17 protein-coding genes and 1 pseudogene are annotated in these 19,820 nt (G+C 72.9%); 9 read left to right on the top strand and 9 right to left on the bottom strand.

Annotated features, from left to right (window positions below; all coding sequences use genetic code 11):
• Positions 1–183 precede the first annotated feature (183 nt).
• From BMY40_RS18230 to BMY40_RS18215, 4 genes are all read left to right on the top strand, one after another.
• Complete coding sequence (locus tag BMY40_RS18230; RefSeq protein WP_093660880.1) at positions 184–780, top strand: 50S ribosomal protein L25/general stress protein Ctc; 597 nt, start codon at positions 184–186, stop codon at positions 778–780.
• 104 nt (positions 781–884) lie between these two features.
• Positions 885–1,475 (top strand): aminoacyl-tRNA hydrolase, encoded by a 591-nt coding sequence (pth, locus tag BMY40_RS18225; RefSeq protein WP_093660878.1) that lies wholly within the window; start codon positions 885–887, stop codon positions 1,473–1,475.
• A gap of 96 nt (positions 1,476–1,571) precedes the next feature.
• Complete coding sequence (locus tag BMY40_RS18220) at positions 1,572–2,126, top strand: hypothetical protein (RefSeq protein WP_177214051.1); 555 nt, start codon at positions 1,572–1,574, stop codon at positions 2,124–2,126.
• A gap of 208 nt (positions 2,127–2,334) precedes the next feature.
• Positions 2,335–3,150 carry an LPXTG cell wall anchor domain-containing protein gene (locus tag BMY40_RS18215; protein ID WP_093660876.1) on the top strand — a complete coding sequence of 272 codons (816 nt, stop codon included), beginning with the start codon at positions 2,335–2,337 and terminating at the stop codon, positions 3,148–3,150.
• Positions 3,151–3,332: 182 nt separating this feature from the next.
• Here BMY40_RS18215 and ppc read toward each other — a convergent pair whose 3' ends face one another.
• Complete coding sequence (gene ppc / locus BMY40_RS18210; RefSeq protein ID WP_093661065.1) at positions 3,333–6,134, bottom strand: phosphoenolpyruvate carboxylase; 2,802 nt, start codon at positions 6,132–6,134, stop codon at positions 3,333–3,335.
• Between the two features lie 268 nt (positions 6,135–6,402).
• Here ppc and BMY40_RS18205 point away from each other — a divergent pair, with 268 nt between their 5' ends.
• Both BMY40_RS18205 and BMY40_RS18200 read left to right on the top strand, forming a co-directional pair.
• Entirely contained in the window at positions 6,403–7,413 is a 1,011-nt protein-coding gene (locus tag BMY40_RS18205) for an acyl-CoA desaturase (protein ID WP_093660874.1), read from the top strand.
• A 7-nt stretch (positions 7,414–7,420) separates the two neighbouring features.
• Entirely contained in the window at positions 7,421–8,089 is a 669-nt protein-coding gene (locus BMY40_RS18200) for a TetR/AcrR family transcriptional regulator (protein WP_093660872.1), read from the top strand.
• Between the two features lie 102 nt (positions 8,090–8,191).
• Here BMY40_RS18200 and BMY40_RS18195 read toward each other — a convergent pair.
• Both BMY40_RS18195 and BMY40_RS18190 read right to left on the bottom strand, forming a co-directional pair.
• Positions 8,192–8,562, bottom strand: a pseudogene (locus BMY40_RS18195) (VOC family protein).
• A gap of 64 nt (positions 8,563–8,626) precedes the next feature.
• Positions 8,627–9,460, bottom strand: a complete 834-nt coding sequence (locus tag BMY40_RS18190) for a trans-aconitate 2-methyltransferase (RefSeq protein WP_093660870.1) — start codon at positions 9,458–9,460, stop codon at positions 8,627–8,629.
• A 71-nt stretch (positions 9,461–9,531) separates the two neighbouring features.
• Between BMY40_RS18190 and BMY40_RS18185 the strand changes: the two genes are divergently transcribed.
• Positions 9,532–10,026 carry a MarR family winged helix-turn-helix transcriptional regulator gene (locus BMY40_RS18185; protein WP_093660868.1) on the top strand — a complete coding sequence of 165 codons (495 nt, stop codon included), beginning with the start codon at positions 9,532–9,534 and terminating at the stop codon, positions 10,024–10,026.
• Between the two features lie 34 nt (positions 10,027–10,060).
• Here the strand turns inward: BMY40_RS18185 and BMY40_RS18180 are convergent, their stop codons facing one another.
• From BMY40_RS18180 to galT, 4 genes are all read right to left on the bottom strand, one after another.
• Positions 10,061–10,813 carry a response regulator transcription factor gene (locus tag BMY40_RS18180; protein WP_093661063.1) on the bottom strand — a complete coding sequence of 251 codons (753 nt, stop codon included), beginning with the start codon at positions 10,811–10,813 and terminating at the stop codon, positions 10,061–10,063.
• 405 nt (positions 10,814–11,218) lie between these two features.
• Positions 11,219–12,391, bottom strand: a complete 1,173-nt coding sequence (gene galK, locus BMY40_RS18175) for a galactokinase (RefSeq protein WP_093661061.1) — start codon at positions 12,389–12,391, stop codon at positions 11,219–11,221.
• A gap of 41 nt (positions 12,392–12,432) precedes the next feature.
• Entirely contained in the window at positions 12,433–13,440 is a 1,008-nt protein-coding gene (gene galE / locus BMY40_RS18170; RefSeq protein WP_093660866.1) for a UDP-glucose 4-epimerase GalE, read from the bottom strand.
• On the bottom strand, positions 13,437–14,561 hold the full coding sequence (galT, locus tag BMY40_RS18165; protein ID WP_093660864.1) for a galactose-1-phosphate uridylyltransferase: 1,125 nt from the start codon (positions 14,559–14,561) through the stop codon (positions 13,437–13,439). The genes galE and galT overlap by 4 nt, the downstream gene beginning before the upstream one ends.
• A 120-nt stretch (positions 14,562–14,681) precedes the next feature.
• Here galT and BMY40_RS18160 point away from each other — a divergent pair, with 120 nt between their 5' ends.
• Both BMY40_RS18160 and BMY40_RS18155 read left to right on the top strand, forming a co-directional pair.
• The gene (locus BMY40_RS18160) at positions 14,682–16,355 is read left to right on the top strand and encodes a sodium:solute symporter family protein (RefSeq protein ID WP_093660862.1); all 1,674 of its coding nucleotides are present in this window, start codon (positions 14,682–14,684) and stop codon (positions 16,353–16,355) included.
• 221 nt (positions 16,356–16,576) lie between these two features.
• On the top strand, positions 16,577–16,864 hold the full coding sequence (locus tag BMY40_RS18155) for a hypothetical protein (protein WP_093661059.1): 288 nt from the start codon (positions 16,577–16,579) through the stop codon (positions 16,862–16,864).
• 43 nt (positions 16,865–16,907) lie between these two features.
• On the opposite strand, the gene BMY40_RS18150 is transcribed toward BMY40_RS18155, so the two are convergent.
• Positions 16,908–17,648, bottom strand: coding sequence for a response regulator transcription factor (locus BMY40_RS18150; protein WP_093661057.1), 741 nt, complete (start codon positions 17,646–17,648; stop codon positions 16,908–16,910).
• A gap of 251 nt (positions 17,649–17,899) precedes the next feature.
• Entirely contained in the window at positions 17,900–19,813 is a 1,914-nt protein-coding gene (locus BMY40_RS18145; RefSeq protein ID WP_107436779.1) for an outer membrane protein assembly factor BamB family protein, read from the bottom strand.
• Positions 19,814–19,820: the final 7 nt, after the last annotated feature.

Here is a 19,820-nt window from a genome sequence, read left to right as displayed (position 1 = left end):
GCGCCCCCGCCGTGTCCGCCGCCGCTTTCGCGGGGCGGTAGACTCGTGGAGTTGCTCGGCGAGGGAGCCGTGCCCGCGGTGGCACGGTGATCCGTTATCGACGCGCTCTTCGCAGCAGGTCAGTCGTGGCCGAGTAGCTCTGGCAACCGCCACAGAACCGACTTGAGAGACGAGGAGTGCGTCATGGCTGACGTCAAGATCTCCGCCGAGATCCGCAAGGAGTTCGGCAAGGGTGCCTCCCGCAGGCTCCGCCGCGAGGACAAGGTTCCCGGTGTCATCTACGGGCACGGCACCGAGCCGGTCCACGTGGCCCTTCCCGGCTACGACCTGATGATGGCCCTGAAGACCTCGAACGTGCTGATCACGCTGGACGTCGAGGGCCGCCAGGAGCTGGTGATCCCCAAGGCCGTGCAGCGCGAGGCCATCCGCGGCTTCCTGGTCCACATCGACCTGCTGGTCGTCAAGCGCGGCGAGCAGGTCACCGTGGAGATCCCGGTCCACACCGAGGGCGAGCTGGCCCCGGGCGCGAACCTGCTGGAGCACGTGCTGAACACGCTGCCGGTCGAGGCCGAGGCCACCCACATCCCGGAGGCCGTGACCGTCTCCATCGAGGGTCTGACCGCCGGCGACTCCGTCCTGGCCAAGGACATCCCGCTGCCCAAGGGCTCCTCGCTGGCCGTCGAGGAGGACACCGTCGTCCTCAACGTGCTGGCCGCGCAGGCCGAGGCGCCCGCGGCGGGCGAGACCGCCGAGGGCGAGGGCGGGACCGCCGCGGAGTGACCCGCGGGCTCACCCCCTTCCTCCGGCCGCCGGCCCGCGCCGTGGGCGCGGGCCGGCGGCCGTGGTTCTTCCCCCCTGTAGGTCCGCTGTAGGAGAGGACGACGATGAGCGACGCCGACGCCCCCTGGCTGGTGGTGGGCCTGGGCAACCCCGGCCCGGAGTACGCGGCGAACCGGCACAACGTGGGGTTCATGGTCGCCGACCTGCTGGCCGGGCGGATCGGGGGGAAGTTCAGGACGCACCGCTCCCGGGCCCAGGTGCTGGAGGGCCGGCTGGGCGCTCCGGGCGCCGGCAGCCGCCGGGTGGTGCTGGCCAAGCCGATGTCGTACATGAACCTCTCGGGCGGCCCCGTCACCGCGCTGCGCGACTTCTACAAGGTGCCCGTGGAGCATCTGGTCGTGATCCACGACGAGTTGGACATCGACTACGGGGTGCTGCGGCTGAAGAAGGGCGGCGGCGACAACGGCCACAACGGGCTGAAGTCGATCACCAAGTCGCTCGGTCCCGGCTACCACCGGGTGCGCTTCGGCATCGGCCGCCCGCCGGGCCGGATGCCGGTGGCCGACTTCGTGCTGAAGGACTTCTCCTCCACCGAGCGCAAGGAGCTCGACTACTTCGTGGACCGGGCCGCGGACGCCGTGGAGTGCCTGGTGGTGGACGGCCTGGAGCGGGCGCAGGGCACGTACAACTCCTGAGCCGCGTCCGAGCCGCACCGAGCCTCGCAGCCCCGGGGCGCACGCCGGGGGCGCATGGAGGTTGACCGTCCGCTTCCGGTGCCCCAGGATCCCGCCATGTCTCCTGGGTTCCTGGGCACCTCCGTCGGGCGCAGCCGGGTGCGCCGGGCCGGCGAGAGCGCGTACGGTCTGCTGCTGCTGGCGAGGGCGGCGCTGATGGGCGCGGTCGCGGCGGTGCTGCTGATGGCCGGCGTGTGGGTCTCCCTGGACGGGACGCGGCAGGCGGTGGCCGACCGCGGCGCGGTGCGCGGCACGATGACCGTCGCCGAGTGCGACGGGGGGACGTGCACGGGGCCGTTCGCGCCGGAGGGCGGCGGCGGGGGCGCGCGGGCGGAGGTCGCCGTCGAGGCGCCGGTGTCGTACGAGGCCGGTGAGCGGCTCCCGGTGGCGCTGTGGCCCGGCCGGGAGGGATCGGACGGGTCGGGCAGGGCGGGCGGGGCCGAGGCGGTGCGCACCGGTACCGCCGGTGTGCTGTACGCGTGGCTGCCGCTGGCGGGCGCGCTGGTGCTGGCCTCGCCGGTGATCGCGGGCGGTCTGGGTATGCGGCGCACCGCGTGGGGGGCGGGGCTGTCGGGGCTCGCGCTGATGGGGGCGGCGTTCGCGCTGCTGTGAGCGGCGCCTTCCGGTGTCTCTCCGCTTCAATCTTTTTGATCTTGAGATTGATCTGATTGTTACACGAGGCCTTCCGGGACAAGTGTGACACATGGGGTCAGAGGTGACGCATCGCGCTTGACCGGTTCCGTATGGCGGGAAAGGCTACGCCCACCCCCCTCACTCCCCACACGTCCAAGATGTCCCCCGCCACCGAAGGTGGTAGTTCATGCGCATTCTCTCTTCGGCGTCTGTGGTGACGGCGGCCGCAGCGGCCTGTCTGCTCCTGGCCCCCACCTCGCACGCCATCTCGCCCGTAACCAAGGGCGGCAACGGTGACAACGGCACCGTGAAGATCCACGACAGCAAGACCGGCGAGGAGTTCCGCAAGAACGAGCCGAAGGTCTGCGAGTTCTATCTCGACGCCTTCGGCTTCGACGCCGTCCAGGAAGTCACCTGGAAGATCTACCAGCACCCGCCCACCGGCAGGGAACTCGCCGAGGAGGGCAGCATCACCCTCGACGGCGACGGGCACGGCCGTACCGACGACATGACCCTCCCCGACGGCCACTACAAGCTGGAGTGGAACTTCGAGGGCGAGAACGGCCGGGCCAAGCACAAGGTCTTCTGGACCGACTGCGAGGACCCCGACACCCCGGGCGAGACCTCGGGGGGCTCCACCGGTGAGACCACCGAGGGCACCACCGGCGGCTCGGAGGAGACCACCGGCGGCAGCACCGAGGGCGCCTCCGAGGGCTCCACCGGCGAGACCACCGAAGGCACCACCGGTGAGACCACCGAGGGCGCCGCGGGCGGCGAGGAGACCACCGGCGGCACCGAGGGTTCCACCGGCGAGGGCTCGACCGGTGAGGCCACCGAGGGCGCCGCGGGCGGCGAGGAGCCGGGCGCTTCGACGGGCGACGGCGGCAACCTGGCCGAGACCGGTTCCGAGGCTCCCGTCGCCGCGCTCGCGGCGGCCGCCGCGGCGCTGCTGGGCGCGGGCTCGTACCTGGTGATGCGCCGCCGCAAGGCCACCCAGGGCTGATCCCCGAGCGCCCGGTGCCGGGCCGTGGTCACGGCACCGGGCGCAACGGGCACGGCGCACGGCGCACGGCCGCAGACAGGGCGATGGGCCCCTCTCCCACCCGGGAGAGGGGCCCATCGCCTTTCGCGTGTCCGCTCACGTGCGCCGGCCCCGGCGGGTGCCCGCCGGGGCCGGCGCACGCGTCAGCCGGTGTTGCGCAGGCCCGCGGCGACACCGTTGACCGTCAGCAGCAGGGCGCGGGCCAGCAGCGGATCGGGCTCCTCGCCGCGCTCGGCGGCCTCGCGCTGCCGGGCCAGGAGCGTGACCTGGAGGTAGGAGATCGGGTCCAGGTAGGCGTCGCGGATGGCGAAGGTCTGCTTGAGCACCGGCTGCGCGTCCAGCAGTTCCCGCTCGCCGGTGATCCGCAGCACCTCGCGCACCGTCAGCTCGTGCTCGGCCTCGATGGTGGCGAAGATGTGCCGCAGCTCCTGCGGCACCAGCGTCTCCACGTAGTGCCGGGCGGTCCGCAGGTCCGTCTTGGCCAGCGTCATCTCGACGTTGGACAGGAAGTTGCGGAAGAAGTGCCAGCGCTCGTAGGCCTCGTCCAGCACGCTGTCGAGCCCGGCCTCGCGCGCGGCCTTCAGCCCGGTGCCGACACCGAACCAGCCGGGCACGATCTGCCGCGACTGCGTCCAGCCGAACACCCACGGGATCGCCCGCAGTCCGTCCAGGCCGGCGCCGGAGTCGGGGCGGCGCGAGGGGCGGGAGCCGAGGTAGAGGTCGGCGAGCTGGTCCACGGGGGTGGAGGCGAAGAAGTACGCGGGCAGGTCCGGGTTCTCCACCAGCGCGCGGTAGGCGCTGTGCGCGGCCTCGGAGACGGTGTCCATCGCCGCGTCCCAGCGGGCCAGCGCCTCGTCGGACTGGCGGGGCGCGGTGTGCAGGGCGGACGCCTGGAGGGTGGCGGCCACCGTCTGCTCCAGGTTCTCCCGGGCCAGGGAGGGGATGAGGTACTTGTCGGAGATGACCTCGCCCTGCTCGGTGACCTTGATCTCGCCCTCCAGGGTGCCCCAGGGCTGGGCGAGGATCGCGTCGTGGGTGGGGCCGCCGCCGCGGCCGACGGTGCCGCCGCGGCCGTGGAACAGGCGCAGCCGCACCCCGTGGCGGTGGGCGACGTCGCGCAGCCGCCGCTGGGCCCGGTGGATCTCCCACTGGGAGGTGGTGATGCCGCCGAACTTCGAGGAGTCGGAGTAGCCGAGCATGACCTCCTGGACGTCGCCGCGCAGGGCGACCAGACGCCGGTAGGAGGGGTCGGAGAGCATCGAGTCCAGCAGCTCGTCGGCGATGCGCAGCTCGTCGGTGGTCTCCAGCAGCGGCACGACGCCGATGCGGGCCCAGCCGGCGTGCAGGTCGATCAGGCCCGCCTCGCGCGCGAGGACGGCGACGGCGAAGACGTCGTCGGCGCCCTGGCACATGGAGATGATGTAGGACTCGATGACCTCGGGGCCGAAGGTGTCCAGCGCCTTGCGGACGGTCTCGAAGACGCCGAAGGTCTTGGCCCCGGCGGCGTCCAGCGGCGCGGGCTGCGGGGCCAGCGGGCGGCGGGAGCGCAGTTCCTTGGCCAGCAGCCGCCGCCGGTAGTCGCGCGGCATGTCGGCGTAGCGCCAGGACTCCTCGCCGAGCCGGTCGAAGAGCTGCCCGAGGGCGTGGTGGTGCGCGTCGGCGTGCTCGCGCACGTCCATGGTGGCCAGCTGGAGGCCGAAGGCGCCCAGGGTGCGCATCACGCGCTCCAGGTGGCCGTCGGCGATCAGCGAGCCGCGGTGCTCGCGCAGGGAGCTCTGGACCAGCTCCAGGTCGGCCAGGAGTTCGGCGGTGCCCAGGTAGTCGCGGCCGGGCACGTGCGGGTCGCCCTCGGCCAGGCGCTCGCGGGTGTTGAGCAGCTTCTGCCGGATGCAGGTGATCTTGAGCCGGTAGGGCTCCTCGGCGTTGAGCCGCTTGTAGCGGGGGCTGATCTCCGGCAGGAGTTCGAGGTCGCGCTTCAGGGAGTCCCGCAGTTCCTCGGTGGCGCCGCTGATGCGGATGGAGTTGGACAGGGCGGCGCGCAGCTCGTCGATGTGCTCCAGGGCGTCGGTGATGCCGTGCTCGTGCTGGAGCAGCAGCACCTCCCAGGTGACGGCGGGGGTGACGTTGGGGTTGCCGTCGCGGTCGCCGCCGATCCAGGTGCCGAAGGTCAGCGGGCGGGATGCGGGCGGGAGCGGGGCTCCGGCGCGCTCCAGCTCGGCGGCGAGGTCCTCCAGGACGTCGCCGACGGCGTCGCGGTGCAGTTCGTCGAGGTAGTAGACGGCGTTGCGCGCCTCGTCGGCCGGCTCGGGGCGGGCCACGCGCAGCTCGTCGGTCTGCCAGATCAGGTCGATGTTCTCGGCGAGCCGCAGGTCGGTGCGGCGGCGCTCGTTGGGGTCGGTGTTCTCCAGCAGCTCGGCGACCTTGCGGAGCTTGGTGAGCACCGACCGGCGGGCGGCCTCGGTGGGATGGGCGGTGAAGACCGGGCGCACGCCGAGGTTCGCCGCGGTCTCCCGCAGGTGGGCGGGGTCGGCGTCCTTGAGCATGTCCGCGGTGCGGGCGAGGTTTCCGCCCTCGGCGGCCCGCCTGGCGCGCAGCTCGCGGCCGCGGTGGACCTGTTCGGTGATGTTGGCGAGGTGGAAGTAGGTCGAGAAGGCCCTCACGAGCTTGGTGGCCGTCGCGAGGTCGGTTCGGCTGAGCAGGGCGGCGGCGGCCTCGCCGTCGGTCCTGGTCAGGGCGCGTACGCGCTCGACGAGCTCCAGCAGCTCGGCGCCCTCCTGGCGGACGAGCGTCTCGCCGAGGAGATCGCCCAGCCGGCGGATGTCGGCCCGCAGGGCCGCGCTGGTCTCGGCACGGGCCTCGGCGGAGGCCTCCGGCGGAGCTTCGGGGGCACTGGATTCATTTCGGGCGTCCGGGGTACTCGGACAGCCCGTCGTGGGGACCTCCACGGCCGGGGAAGGATTCTTGCCAACCGGGTTCGGGGAGGTGTCGGCACTGCTCACAGGTGCGGCTCCTTGCGGCGATGCTTCTGGCAGGTCACGGACCGCGTTGTCCGACGACCCCCAGGATAGGCCGCCTCGGGGGCGCGTGGATCATCCAGTCCACCATGCGGCCCCTCTTGCCCCCACACCCACGGCTGCCATACTTACGATTGCGTAGGTTACGGAACCGTAAGTAACGCGACCCCCGTCCCTCAGCTTCAAACGAGAGCAATTTATGACGATCAGTCCGGACGTGCTTCGCACGAACTCCGAGAACTCCGAAGACACGGCGAAATCCGCCCCGGCGTCCGGGGAACCGCTCCCCTCGGCCACGCTCGGCGGCGATCAGCGCCGTTCCGTCGAGCAGATCACCCTGCTGCTGTTCATCACCGTTCCCTTCATCGCCCTGGTGGCCGCGGTTCCGCTCGCCTGGGGGTGGGGGGTGAGCTGGCTGGACCTCGGGCTGCTGGTCGGCATGTACTTCCTGGGCTGCCACGGCATCACCATCGGCTTCCACCGCTACTTCACCCACGGCGCCTTCAAGGCGAAGAAGCCCCTGCGCGTCGCGCTGGCCGTCGCCGGGTCGATGGCCGTGGAGGGTCCGCTGGTGCGGTGGGTCGCCGACCACCGCAAGCACCACAAGTACTCCGACGCCGAGGGCGACCCGCACTCCCCCTGGCGCTACGGCGAGACCGTCCCCGCCCTGCTCAAGGGCCTGTGGTGGGCCCATGTGGGCTGGATGTTCGACGAGGAGCAGACGCCGCAGCACAAGTACGCCCCGGATCTGGTCAAGGACCCGGTGATCCGCCGCATCTCCCGCCAGTTCGTGCTGTGGACGGCCGTGTCGCTGGCCATTCCGCCGGTGGTCGGCGGGCTGGTCACGATGAGCTGGCAGGGCGCGCTGACCGCCTTCTTCTGGGGCTCCCTGGTGCGGGTGGCGCTGCTGCACCACGTCACCTGGTCGATCAACTCCATCTGCCACGCGGTGGGCAAGCGCCCGTTCAAGTCTCGTGACCGCTCGGGCAACGTGTGGTGGCTGGCGGTGCTCTCCTGCGGGGAGTCCTGGCACAACCTGCACCACGCGGATCCGACCTGCGCCCGGCACGGCGTGCTGAAGGGGCAGATCGACTCCAGCGCCCGGCTGATCCGCTGGTTCGAGAAGGCCGGCTGGGCGTACGACGTGCGCTGGCCGTCGAGGAAGCGGATCGACGCCCGCCGCCGGGAGGAGGCCGCCGAAGCGGCATGATGGAGGAGTGGCGACCGACGACAGCAGTACCAAGGGCAGGCACTCAGGCTCCACCCGGCGGACCCGCCGCCGGATGACGGGGAAGGAGCGCCGCGAGCAACTGCTGGACATCGGTCGCGCGCTCTTCGCCGAACGCGGTTTCGAGGGCACGTCGGTGGAGGAGATCGCGGCAAAGGCCGGGGTCTCCAAGCCGGTGGTCTACGAGCACTTCGGCGGCAAGGAGGGCCTGTACGCGGTCGTGGTCGACCGGGAGATGCGGCGGCTGCTGGACATGGTGACGGGGGCACTGACCGGCGGCCATCCGCGCGAGCTGCTGGAGCAGGCGGCGTTCGCGCTGCTGGACTACATCGAGCAGTACACCGACGGGTTCCGCATCCTGGTGCGGGACTCGCCGGTGGCCCAGTCGACGGGCAACTTCGCCTCGCTGATCAGCGACATCGCCACCCAGGTGGAGGACATCCTGGGCCTGGAGTTCAAGGCGCGCGGCTTCGACCCGAAGCTGGCGCCGCTGTACGCGCAGGCCCTGGTGGGCATGGTGGCCCTGACCGGCCAGTGGTGGCTGAACGCCCGCAAGCCCAACAAGCCCGAGGTGGCCGCCCACCTGGTGAACCTCGCCTGGCACGGGCTGGACGGCCTGGAGCCCAAGCCGCGCCTGATAGGCCACCGCCGCAGCTGAGGCCCGGCGGCCGGGCCGGCGGCGTGGCCCCCGCGCGCGGGCGTGCCGGCGGGCCGCCTCCCGCGCGTTCCACCTTCCGCGCGCTTCCCCTGCCGCGCCCCGTCACCCGGCCGGCTGAAGGAACTCCAGCCGGTTGCCGACGGGGTCGGCGCTGTGGAAGCGGCGCATGCCGGGGACGGAGTCGTCCCAGGCCACCGGGTGGCCGGCGTCCGCCAGGCGGCGGCCAGGGTGTCCAGGGCTTCGGCGTCCGCCACCCGCAGGCCGGGGTGGGCCTTGAGCGCGGGTCGGAAATCCTCCTCGATCCCGAGGTGGAGCCGGACGGAGCCGGCTTCGAACCAGCAGCCGCCGCGGGCCGCGAGGGCGGGCGGCCTGGGGGTCTCCGCCATACCGAGCAGTCCGGTGTAGAAGGCGCGCAGGACCTCCTCGGATCCGCGCGGGGCGGCGAGCTGTACGTGGTCGAGTGCCTCGATCACGGTGTCTCCTTCCGAAGGCCCGTCCGGCGGGCGCCCTGGCGTGGGTTCCTGGGCGCTCGCGCCGTCAGGTACACCTGACGGCGACGGCGAAGATCCGGCGGAACGGGAAGAGGGTGCCGTGGGGGCCCGGCGGGTAGGCCTCGCGCAGCAGGTCGCGGTACTCGGTCAGGAACGCCTCGCGTGCGGCCGCGTCGGGGTCGAGTGCGGTGAGGACGGGACGCAGGGCGGTGCCCTTCATCCACTCCAGCACCGGATCCCGGCCGGTGAGGACGTGCACGTACGTCGTCTCCCACACGTCCGTTTCGCAGCCGAGTGCCGCCAGCGTCTCGGCGTACTCGGCGGGCTCGCCCACGGGGGTGCGGCGGGTTCCGGCCCCGAGGCGGTCGCGCCAGCGCGGTGAGGTGCACAGGTCCGTGAGCAGGGTGTGCCCGGGAGCGGCGAAGTTGCCGGGGACCTGGAAGGCCATGACACCTGTGGGGCGCAGCGCCGCGATCCAGTCGGGGAAACGGGTGATGTGTCCGGGGCACCAGTGCAGCGCCGCGTTGGAGACGATCAGGTCGTGCGGCTCTCCGGGGTGCCAGGCGGCAAGGTCGGCGCGGGCGAAGTCCACGGCTCCGCCCCCGGAGGTGGGCCCGGCGTGCGCACGGGCCTCGGCGAGCATCGCCTCGGACAGGTCGTAGCCGGTGATCCGGGCCGCGGGCCAGTGTTCGGCCAGCAGAGCGGTCGGCTCGCCGGGGCCGCAGCCCAGGTCGGCGATGCGGGGCCGGGGCGAGGGCAGAGGGGGGACGCGGGCCAGCAGGTCGTGGAGCGGACGCAGGCGGTGGCCGGCATGGCTGCGGTACTGCGCGGGGTCCCACACCGGGACGCCGGTGCGCCGGAGCGGGTCGGCTGGTTCCATGGCAGTAGGGTCCGCCGGAGTTATCTCGATGTCAAGAGACTTCACATCGACAGAACTACTACACTGTCCGTATGGAGGACGAGGTCGACCGACTGGTGGCAGCGTGGCGCCGCGAGCGCCCCGATCTCGATGTGGAGCCCCTGGAGGTGCTCAGCCGGGTCAGCAGGCTCGCCCGCCACCTCGACCGGGCCCGCCGCATCGCCTTCGCCGAGCACGGGCTGGAGCCCTGGGAGTTCGACGTGCTGACCGCGCTGCGCCGCGCCGGCGCCCCGTACCAGCTCTCCCCCGGCCAACTGCTGACCCAGACCCTGGTCACCTCCGGCACCATGACCAACCGCATCGACCGGCTGGCGAAGAAGGGGCTGGTGGAGCGGCTGCCCGACCCCAGCGACCGGCGCGGCGTACTGGTCCGGCTGACGGAGGCCGGGCGCGACCGGGCCGACCGGGCCCTGGCCGGACTGCTGGAGCAGGAGCGGGCCATCCTCGCCGAACTCCCGTCGAGCCGGCGGGCCGAGCTGGCGGGGCTGCTGCGGCAGCTCACCGCGCCGTTCGACAACATCCCCTGACGGCTCCGTGCCACGGGCCCGGCGCGGGCGGGGACTAGGTCGTCACGTGCTCCAGGTCCACCGGGCCGACGCCCGCCTTGCGGGCCAGCGCGACCGCGGCCAGCGTGGAGTGCACCCCCAGTTTGCCCAGCACGTTCTGCATGTGGGTGCGGACGGTGTGCGGGGAGAGGTACAGCCGCTCGGCGACCGCCTTGCGGCCCAGCCCGGCCACCATGCAGCGCAGCACCTCGTGCTCGCGCGGGGTCAGCGACTCCACCAGCCGCTCGCTCTCGGTGCGGTGCCGGCGCGTCGCGGTCAGCTCGCGCAGCACCCCGGTCAGCAGGGCGGGCGGCAGGTGCGTCTCGCCGCGCAGCACCCCCCGGACCACCTGGAGCAGCCGGGAGAGCGAGCAGTCCTTGGCGACCCAGCCCGACGCCCCCGCCTGGAGCGCGGCGGCCGCGCGACGCGGGTCGTCGCGCTCGGCGAGCACCACGGTGCGCACCTCGGGGTGGTCGCTGTGCACCCGTGAGACCAGGGCGATGCCGCCGGCCGCGGCCGGCGCGTCGGCGGCGGCCGGGTCCGGCGCCGGCGTCTCGCCGGCATCCGGGGGAGCGACCCCCAGATCGGCGTCGATCAGCAGGACGTCGAAGCGGCGGCCGTCGGCCGCCGCCCGCTCCAGGGCGCGCAGCGCCGCGGGACCGCTGCCGGCCGCGGCCACCTCCACGTCCTGCTCCACCGCGAGTGCCGCGGCGAGCGACTCGGCGAATATGCGGTGGTCGTCCACCACGAGAACCCGGATACGTTGCACGCACACCCCCTGCCGCCGAAAGGCCCACCCGCGTTCGGCGCGGCGCCCGGTGCGGGGGCCGGGCGGGCCGCACGGCCGCCGCCGTGCCCTGCTCGTACCCGGCCTCCGTGCGCCGCATCCGGCGTGTGCCGCCCCCTGATGCGCACCGGCCCCCGGCGGCCGGTGCCGTCCATCAGCGTACGGCCGGGGTGGGGCCGACGAGGCGGATTGGCGGAAACCGACCGCCGGCACGGTCCGCGGCGACCGGACGTGCACGGTCGGCGGTGTGCGGCGCGGCACGGACCGATCGCTTCCGACACATTGCGATCATCACACCGATCACCGCGCCGCACACCGCACCGTTCGCCGCGCTGTTCGCCGCGCCGCACACCGCCCGCGCACACCCGGTCCGCCGGCCGGGCGCCCTCAACCGTCCAGCCGGCGTGCTCCCGTCGAGGGCACCGCCTCGAACAGCCGCGGGGCCGGGTGGCCCGCGGCGTCGAAGGCGTCGGCGACCTCCGCGCCGACCTCCTCCGCCCCGGCCGCCTCCACCAGGACGACCGCGGAGCCGCCGAAGCCGCCGCCGGTCATCCGGGCGCCCAGCGCGCCCGCCGCGTTCGCCGTCTCCACCACCAGGTCCAGTTCGGGGCAGGAGACGGCGAAGTCGTCGCGCAGCGAGGCGTGCCCGGCGGTCAGGACCGGGCCGATCGAGCGGGGGTCGCCCGCGTCGAGGAGGCCGACGACCTCCTCCACCCGCCGGTTCTCGGTGACCACGTGGCGCACCAGCGGCCGCAGCGCCGGATCGGCCAGCCCGGCCAGCGCCGTGTCCAGCTCCCCGTACGGGACGTCGCGCAGGGCCGCGACCCCCAGGGCCGCCGCGGCCTCCTCGCAGCCCGCCCGGCGCCGGGCGTACTCGCCGTCGCCCAGCGCGTGCTTGACGCGGGTGTCCACCACCAGCAGCCGCAGGCCCGCGGCGGCCAGGTCGAACGGGACCTGGCGGGCGGCCAGGTCCCGGGTGTCGAGGTGGAGGGCGTGCCCGGCCGTGCAGCAGGCCGACGCCATCTGGTCCATGATCCCGCAGGGGACACCGACGAACTCGTTCTCGGCCCGCTGGCAGAGCCGGGCGATCCGCTCGGGGGCCAGCCCCAGGCCGTACAGGTCGTTCAGGGCCACCGCCGTGGCGACCTCCAGGGCGGCCGAGGAGGACAGGCCCGCGCCGGTGGGCACGTCGCTGCGGATGTAGAGGTCGGCGCCTCCCTCCCTGCCGGACAGCAGGCCGGCCTCGCGCAGTGCCCACACCACGCCGGCCGGGTACGCGGCCCAGCCGTCGGCCGTGCCGGGCGCGAGCTTCTCGGCCGGCAGGCGCACCGTGCCGCCCGACACGTCGGCCGAGTGGAGGCCCAGCACGCCGTCGTCGCGGCGGGCCGCCGCCACCCGGGTGGTGTGCGGCAGGGCGAGCGGCATGACGAAGCCGTCGTTGTAGTCGGTGTGCTCGCCGATGAGGTTGACGCGGCCCGGCGCGGCCCAGATCCCGGTGGGCTCACCGCCGTGGACCGCGCGGAAGCCTTCGGCCGCCTCCGCCGTCTGCGCCGCGTTCAGCGCCTCCGCCTCCGCCCCGGCCTCGGGGTCCAGGGGCCCGTTCACGTTCCGCTCCCCTCGCCGCCGCCGGCGGAGTCCAGCGCCCTGCCCCGGGCGAAGGCCCAGGCGTCGGCGACGATGTCCTTCAGGTCTGTGCGCGAGGGCCGCCAGCCCAGCCGCTGCCTGGCCCGGTCCGCCGAGGCGACCAGGAACGCCGGGTCGCCTCCGCGGCGCGGCGCCGTCCTCTCGGGCACGGGGTGGCCGGTGACCTCGCGGACCGTGCGGATCACCTCGCGGACGGAGAAGCCGCTGCCGTTGCCCAGGTTGCACACCAGGTGCTCCCCGGGCTCCGCGGCGTCCAGCGCCAGCAGATGGGCCTCGGCGAGGTCGGCGACGTGGATGTAGTCGCGTACGCAGGTGCCGTCGGGGGTGGGGTAGTCGTCGCCGTAGACCGAGATCGCCTCCCGCTGCCCGAGCGCGACCTGGAGCACCAGCGGGATGAGGTGCGACTCGGGGTCGTGCCGCTCGCCGAGGGCGCCGTGCGCGCTGCGGTACGCGCCGGCCACGTTGAAGTAGCGCAGCGAGACGGCGGCCAGGCCGTGGGCGGCGCACTCGCCGGCGATCATGTGGTCGACGGCGAGCTTGGAGGCGCCGTAGGGGTTGGTGGGGGCGGTGGGGGCGTCCTCGCGGATGGGGACCTCCTCGGGCTCGCCGTAGGTGGCGGCGGTGGAGGAGAAGACCAGGGTGCGCACGCCGGCCCCGCGCATCGCGTCCAGCAGCGCCATCGTGCCGCCGACGTTGTTGCGCCAGTACTTCTCGGGGTGGACGACGGACTCACCGACCTGGGAGCTGGCCGCGAAGTGCAGCACGGCGTCGTAGGAAGGGTCCAGCCAGTCGGCGGCGTCCTGGATACGTCCCCGGACGAAGTCCGCTCCCGCCGGCACGCCCGCGCGGAAGCCGGTGGACAGGTCGTCCACCACCGTCACCCGGTGTCCCGCCTCCAGCAGGTGCGCCGCGACGACGCTCCCGACGTAGCCGGCCCCGCCGGTCACCAGATACGTGCCGCTCACCGGCTCGCCACCTCCCGCAGTCGCTGCGCCGCGGTCTCGGGCGGCACGTCGTTGATGAAGACCCCCATACCGGACTCCGAGCCCGCCAGGTACTTCAGCTTCCCGGACGTGCGGCGGATCGTGAAGAGTTCCAGGTGGAGGGCGAAGTCCGCCCGTCCGGCCCAGTCCCTGCCCCCGTCCGGGCCCAGCGGCGCCTGGTGCCAGCCGGAGATGTACGGCGTGGGCGGCTCGCCGGGGCCGAAGATCCGGTCGAAGCGCCGCAGCAGTTCCAGGTAGACGCCGGGGAAGTCGGCTCGGGCGTCCGCCTGGAGTTCCGTCATGTCCGGCACCCGCCGCCTGGGGTACAGATGCACCTCGTACGGCCAGCGCGCGGCGTGCGGCACGAAGGCGGTCCAGTGGCCGGTCTCCAGCACCACGCGCCGTCCGTCGGCGCGCTCGGCTTCCACTACGTCGTCGAAGAGGTTGCCGCCGGTGCGCTCCCGGTGGGCGGCGGCCGAGCGCAGCATCCGCCCGGTGCGCGGGGTGACGAAGGGGTAGGCGTAGATCTGGCCGTGGGGGTGGCCGAGGGTGACGCCGATCTCCCGGCCCCGGTTCTCGAAGCAGAACACCTGGCGCACGCCCGGCAGCGCCGACAGTTCGGCGGTGCGGTCGGTCCAGGCGTCCAGGACCAGGGCGGCCCGCTCCTCGGTGAGGTCGGCGAAGGACGCCTCGTGGTCGGAGGTGAAGCACACCACCTCGCAGCGCCCGGCGCCCGGGGCCCGCAGGAAGAGGCCGGTGCCGTCCTCCGCGGCCGCCGGGCCCGGGGGGCCGGCCAGTGAGGGGAAGCGGTTCTCGAAGACGGCCACCTCGTAGTCCTCGGCCGGGATCTCCGTCATGCGCCCGTCCCGGGAGGGGCAGAGCGGACACTCGTCGGCCGGCGGGTGGTACGTGCGGGCCTGGCGGTGCGCCGTGACCGCGACCCACTCGCCGAGCAGGGGGTCGTGCCGGATCTCCGACGCCGTGGCGACGGCGTCCAGGGGGCGCCGGTCCACCGCGTCGCGTTCCGCGGCGCCGTGACCGCCGCGAACGTCGTAGTACACGAGTTCGCGACCGTCGGCGAGGCGGGTCGAGGTCTTTTTCACCTGGGGTCTCCCTATACTACGACCCAAACATAATCGAACATAAAAAACCATGAGTGAACATTGACGTCAAGGGACCCACCCCCACAGAAGGCCCCGTCACGCCATGGAGGCGACCTGCTCATGCCGTCGTACCAGTTGGCCCAGGATCTTCGGCTCCCCACGAACGCCCTGGACTACACGATCCTGGCCGTCTATTTCCTCGTCATCCTGGGAGTCGGGTTCGCTGCCCGGCGCAGCATCAAGACCAGCCTGGACTTCTTCCTCTCCGGCCGCTCACTGCCCGCCTGGGTGACCGGCCTCGCCTTCATCGCGGCGAACCTCGGCGCCCTGGAGATCCTGGGCATGGCGGCCAACGGCGCGCAGTACGGCGTCTACACCGTGCACTGGTACTGGGTGGGCGCCATCCCGGCCATGGTCTTCCTCGGCCTGGTGATGATGCCCTTCTACTACGGGTCCCGGGTGCGCTCGGTCCCCGAGTTCCTGCTGCACCGCTTCGGGCCCTCGTCCCACCTGCTCAGCGGCATCCTGTTCTCGGCGGCCTCGGTGCTGATCGCGGGTGTCAACCTCTACGCGCTGGCCATCGTGCTGGAGGCGCTGCTGGGCTGGCCGCGGTGGGTGTCCATCGTGGTCTCGGGCCTGTTCGTGCTGCTCTACATCACCCTGGGCGGTCTGTCCTCGGCCATCTACAACGAGGTCGTGCAGTTCTTCGTGATCCTGGCCGGCCTGATCCCGCTGACCGTCCTCGCACTGACCCGGGTGGGCGGCTGGAGCGGGCTGCGCGACTCGCTCACCGCCTCGCAGGGCGAGAACTTCGTCTCCGCCTGGGGCGGGACCGGCATCGGCTCGGACAACCCGCTGGGCGCCAACTGGCTCACCATCGTGCTCGGCCTCGGCTTCGCCCTCAGCTTCGGCTACTGGACGACCAACTTCGCCGAGGTCCAGCGCGCCCTGTCCGCCAAGAACCTCTCCGCCGCCCAGCGCACCCCGCTGATCGCCGCCTTCCCCAAGGTCTTCATTCCGGCGATCGTCGTCATCCCCGGTCTGGTCGCGCTGGTGGTGGCGCCGGACATCGGTCCGGGCAGCGGCCTGGAGTACAACGAGGCGGTCCCCCTGCTGATGCGGGACCTGCTGCCCAACGGCGTGCTGGGCGTCGCGGTGACCGGTCTGCTCGCCGCCTTCATGGCCGGCATGGCGGCCAACGTCTCGGCCTTCAACACCGTCTTCACCCACGACATCTGGCGGCCCTACCTGGTCAAGGGCCGCCCGGACTCGTACTACGTGCTCACCGCGCGCGTGGTCACCGCGATCGGCGTGCTGCTGGGCATGGGGACGGCGTTCATCGCGGCGACGTTCAGCAACATCATGAACTACCTGCAGACGCTGTTCTCCTTCTTCAACGTGCCGCTGTTCACCGTCTTCATCATCGGCATGTTCTGGAAGCGGATGACGGCAGCGGCCGGTTTCTGGGGGCTGCTGGCGGGCACGGTCGCGGCGATGGTCAACTACTTCTGGTTCTACCGGGGCGGGCTGGTCGACATCCCCACCGACCAGGGCGCCAACTTCGTCTCCGCCATCGTCGCCTTCGTCGTGGGCACGCTCGTCGTCGTGGTCCTCACCCCCCTGACCAGGCCCAAGCCCGTCGAGCGGCTGGCCGGCCTGGTGTACGGCACCCGCTCCCCCGGTCTGGCCGAACCCCCGGCCGCGGGCGACGAGGCCTGGTACCGCAGGCCCGCGCTGCTGGGCTGGGGCGCGATCATCCTCGCCGCCCTCTGCTACATCCCCTTCTCCTTCTGAGCGCCCCGCGCACCGCACAGCGAAGGATGTGATCCACCATGACGAACGACGGCAACGGCGAGAACGGCAACAACGGCGCAGGCGGTCCGCACGGCGCCCACGAGTACCGCGGGCCCTCGGGCTCCCGCGGTCCCTCCGACCCCGCCGACCCTGCCGACCCCGGTGTCCCCGGCGTCGGCAAGGGCGACCCGGAGCCGGACTGGCGGGAGGAGGAGCGCGAACTGGAGGAGCGCTCGGCCAGCGCCGCCCGGCTGTTCGACATCCGCCGTGTCATCGGCCTGCTCTTCGTGATCTACGGCGTCCTGGTCACCGCGGCGGGCATCTTCGTCTCCGACGCCGACCTGGCCAAGGCCCAGGACATCAACATCAACCTCTGGGCCGGGCTGTCGATGCTGGTGCTGGGGCTGCTGTTCCTGCTCTGGCTGCGGCTGAGCCCCACGGTCCCGCCGCCGTCGCGGCGGGAGGCCGACGACGGCGGCCCGGGAGCCGTACCGTCCGCCGGGGAGTGACACGCGCCTCCCGCCGTGCGGACAGGGGCGCGGGGCCGGTGCGTCAGCCCGGCCCCGCGCCCCTGTCCATGCCCCTGTCCGTGCCTCTGTCCGTGCCGCCGTGCAGGCCCCCGCCCCGCGCCCCGGCCGCCCGGTCCAGCAGTCCGGTACGGGCCGCCAGCGCCGCCGCCTCCAGCCGCGAACCGACTCCGAGCTTCATCAGCACCCGCTGCACATGGGTGCGGGCCGTGCTGGGCGCGATCCCCATGCCCACCGCGATCGTCCGGGTGTCCTCCCCCTCGGCCACCCGCACCAGCACCTCGGTCTCGCGCGGGGTGAGCATCCGCAGCAGCCTGACGCCCTCGTCGTCCGGCTCGGTTCTCGGGTTGAGCAGTTCCGCGAAGGCGCCCCGCAGCAGCTGCGGCGCCACCGCCGCCTCCCCGGCCCGCGCCCTGACCATGCCGCGCTCTACGCCCTCGATCCGCTCGTCGTGCCGTATGTAGCCCGACGCCCCCGCCGCGAACGCCGCCGCGATCCCCCGCGGGCTGGGCACCGGGCCCAGCACCACCACGGCGGTCTGCGGCCGCTCCCGCCTGATCCTCGCCACGGGATCGAACGCCCCGGGCTCGGCGGGCGACGCCGTGCCCCACAGGCACACCTCGGGGGCCCTGCTGACCACCAGTTCCGCCGCCCCCGCGGCCGGCGCGGCGGCGGCGAGCACCCGGTGCCCGCGCAACTTCAGCGCCGAGGCGAGCGCCTCGGCGTGCAGACGGTGGTCGTCGACCACCATGAGCCGCACGGTCATCCACACCCCTGTCGTTCCGTCGGCCCCGTCCCGGGGCCGGGCCGGGCCCCCGTACGGCCCTTCGAGCCACCCGGCTCCGTCTTGCCCCCGGAAGCTACACGCTCCCCCGGCATCCCGCGTCCCTTCCGGCAAGAACCGGCGGGAACTCCCGCGGACCCACGCGAGCGGCCCCGCGTCCCTCCACAGGAGGGGCGCGGGGCCGATGCGGTGGCGGCGGTCCGCCGCGGGAGGCCGGGAGCGGCCGCGGAACCTCAGCTGTAGGCGGCTATCGCCAGGTCGCTCAGGCCGGCGGTGGCGTAGAACCTGTGGTTCACCAGGAAGAAGTGGCCGTCCTTCCAGAACGGGTGCACATCGGAGCCGGTGGCCATGTCGTACTCCTGCTTCACACCGCTCTCCGGCAGCTTCATCCGCGGGGACGGCTTGCCGGTCTTCGGGTCGAGCGTGACGACCTGCCCCGGCTTGTCGTAGCCGGGGAGCTCGTAGGCGAGCAGCGAGCCGTCCTCCACGGTGACCGGGACGATCCGGCCGCCCGTGGTCGGCTCCCCCAGCCACTTCGACTTCCCGGTGGTGAGGTCGAAGGCGATGATCTCGCTGGTCTGCCCGTATTCGCCGCCCTGGTGGGGCTTCGAGGAGATGTACATGGTCCCGCCGTCCACCACCGTGCCGGGGCAGTTGCTGAGCGTGATGCCCCGGCAGCCCAGCTCGTGGCGGTCCTTGTCGATGGAGATCTTGTCCTGGAGCTCGCCGCTGTCCGAGAGGACCATCACGTCCGTGATGTCGATGCTGGACTCGCCGCCGGCGTTGACCCCGAGGACCAGGGGGTCGGTGGACAGGACCTTGAGGACCTCGATGCCGTCGGGGACGTCCCACTCCCACTTCTTCTTGCCGCCCGGGCCCACTCCCTGGACCTTCTGCGAGCCGCCGAAGCCGCACTCCAGCTTGGCGACGAGCTGGGCGCCTCCGGAGTAGCCGCGGTCCTTGCAGTCGGAGCCCTCCTCCTGCTGCCACAGCTCCTTGCCGGTCGACAGGTCGTAACCGACGGCGTTGCCGATCCAGGCCGCCGCGGCGATGTCGCCGCTGACCGCCATCTCCGTGTAGCTGAACTCCGAGGAACTGTCGCGCTTGGACGGCAGTTCCTTGTTCCACAGCTTCTTGCCCGCGGCCAGGTCGATGCCCATGACGAACTCGCAGCGCCGGCCGTACTGGACCACGGTCCGGTCCTCGGACATCTCGAAGGCGGCGGTGCAGTCCTTCGGGCGGGGCATGTCGATGGACCACGCCACCTTGCCGGTCTTCATGTCGTAGGCCGTGGTGGAACTCGTCGTGGCCTTGACGATGTTCCCGCCGACGAACCACGTGCCGGGCGCTTCCGCGATGATGTCCTGCTTGTCCACCTTGGGCGGGTCGACCGTCCAGGCGAGCTCGGCGTCGATCAGGCCCTTCTCGCCGCCGGAGCCACCGGAGTCGCCCGAGCCTCCGTCGGCGCCCTGGGTGGTGCCCTTGTCGCCCTTCTTGGCCTCGGTGCCGCCGTCGTCCTTGGTCAGGAACCAGACACCGCCGCCCGCGACGAGCAGGACCGCGACGACCGCGGCGACGACGGCCAGGATCTTGGCGCTCTTGTTGCCGCCGTTGCCGCCGCCGGGCGGCTGCGCACCGCCGCCGTACATGGGCTGCGTCGGGTACTGGCCGTATCCGGGCTGCTGCGGATAGCCGTACGACGGAGGCTGCCCGTACGCCGGAGGCCGGCCGTACGCGGGGGCCTGGCCGTACGGCGCCTGGGGCATCTGGCCGGGCTGCTGCGGATAGCCGTACGCCTGGGGCTGGCCGGGCGGGAACTGCGGCGCCTGGCCGAACTGGCCGGGCTGAACCGGCTGTTCCGGCCCGCCGAACTGACCGGGCTGACCGGGCTGCTGCGGATAGCCGTACGACGGCGGGCCCGGAGGCGTCTGCGGGCCCGCGGGCGCCTGCGGCGGCTGCCCCGGCGGATCCGCCGGAGACTGCGGCGACTTGGACAGCGGAACCTGCGGAGGCTGTTCCCGCTCGGCCTTCTCCGGCTGCTGTTCCGGCTGCCGCTCCGGCTGATCCGGCCGGTCGTCCGGCTGCTCCGGGGGCGGACCGAAGCCGCCGGACGGCGGCTGACTTGGTGGCGGAGGCGGCTGCGACATGGGTTTC

Source organism: Streptomyces radiopugnans, assembly GCF_900110735.1.
In the GTDB taxonomy this organism is placed as follows: domain Bacteria; phylum Actinomycetota; class Actinomycetes; order Streptomycetales; family Streptomycetaceae; genus Streptomyces; species Streptomyces radiopugnans.
This window is presented reverse-complemented; position numbering and strand designations above follow the sequence as displayed.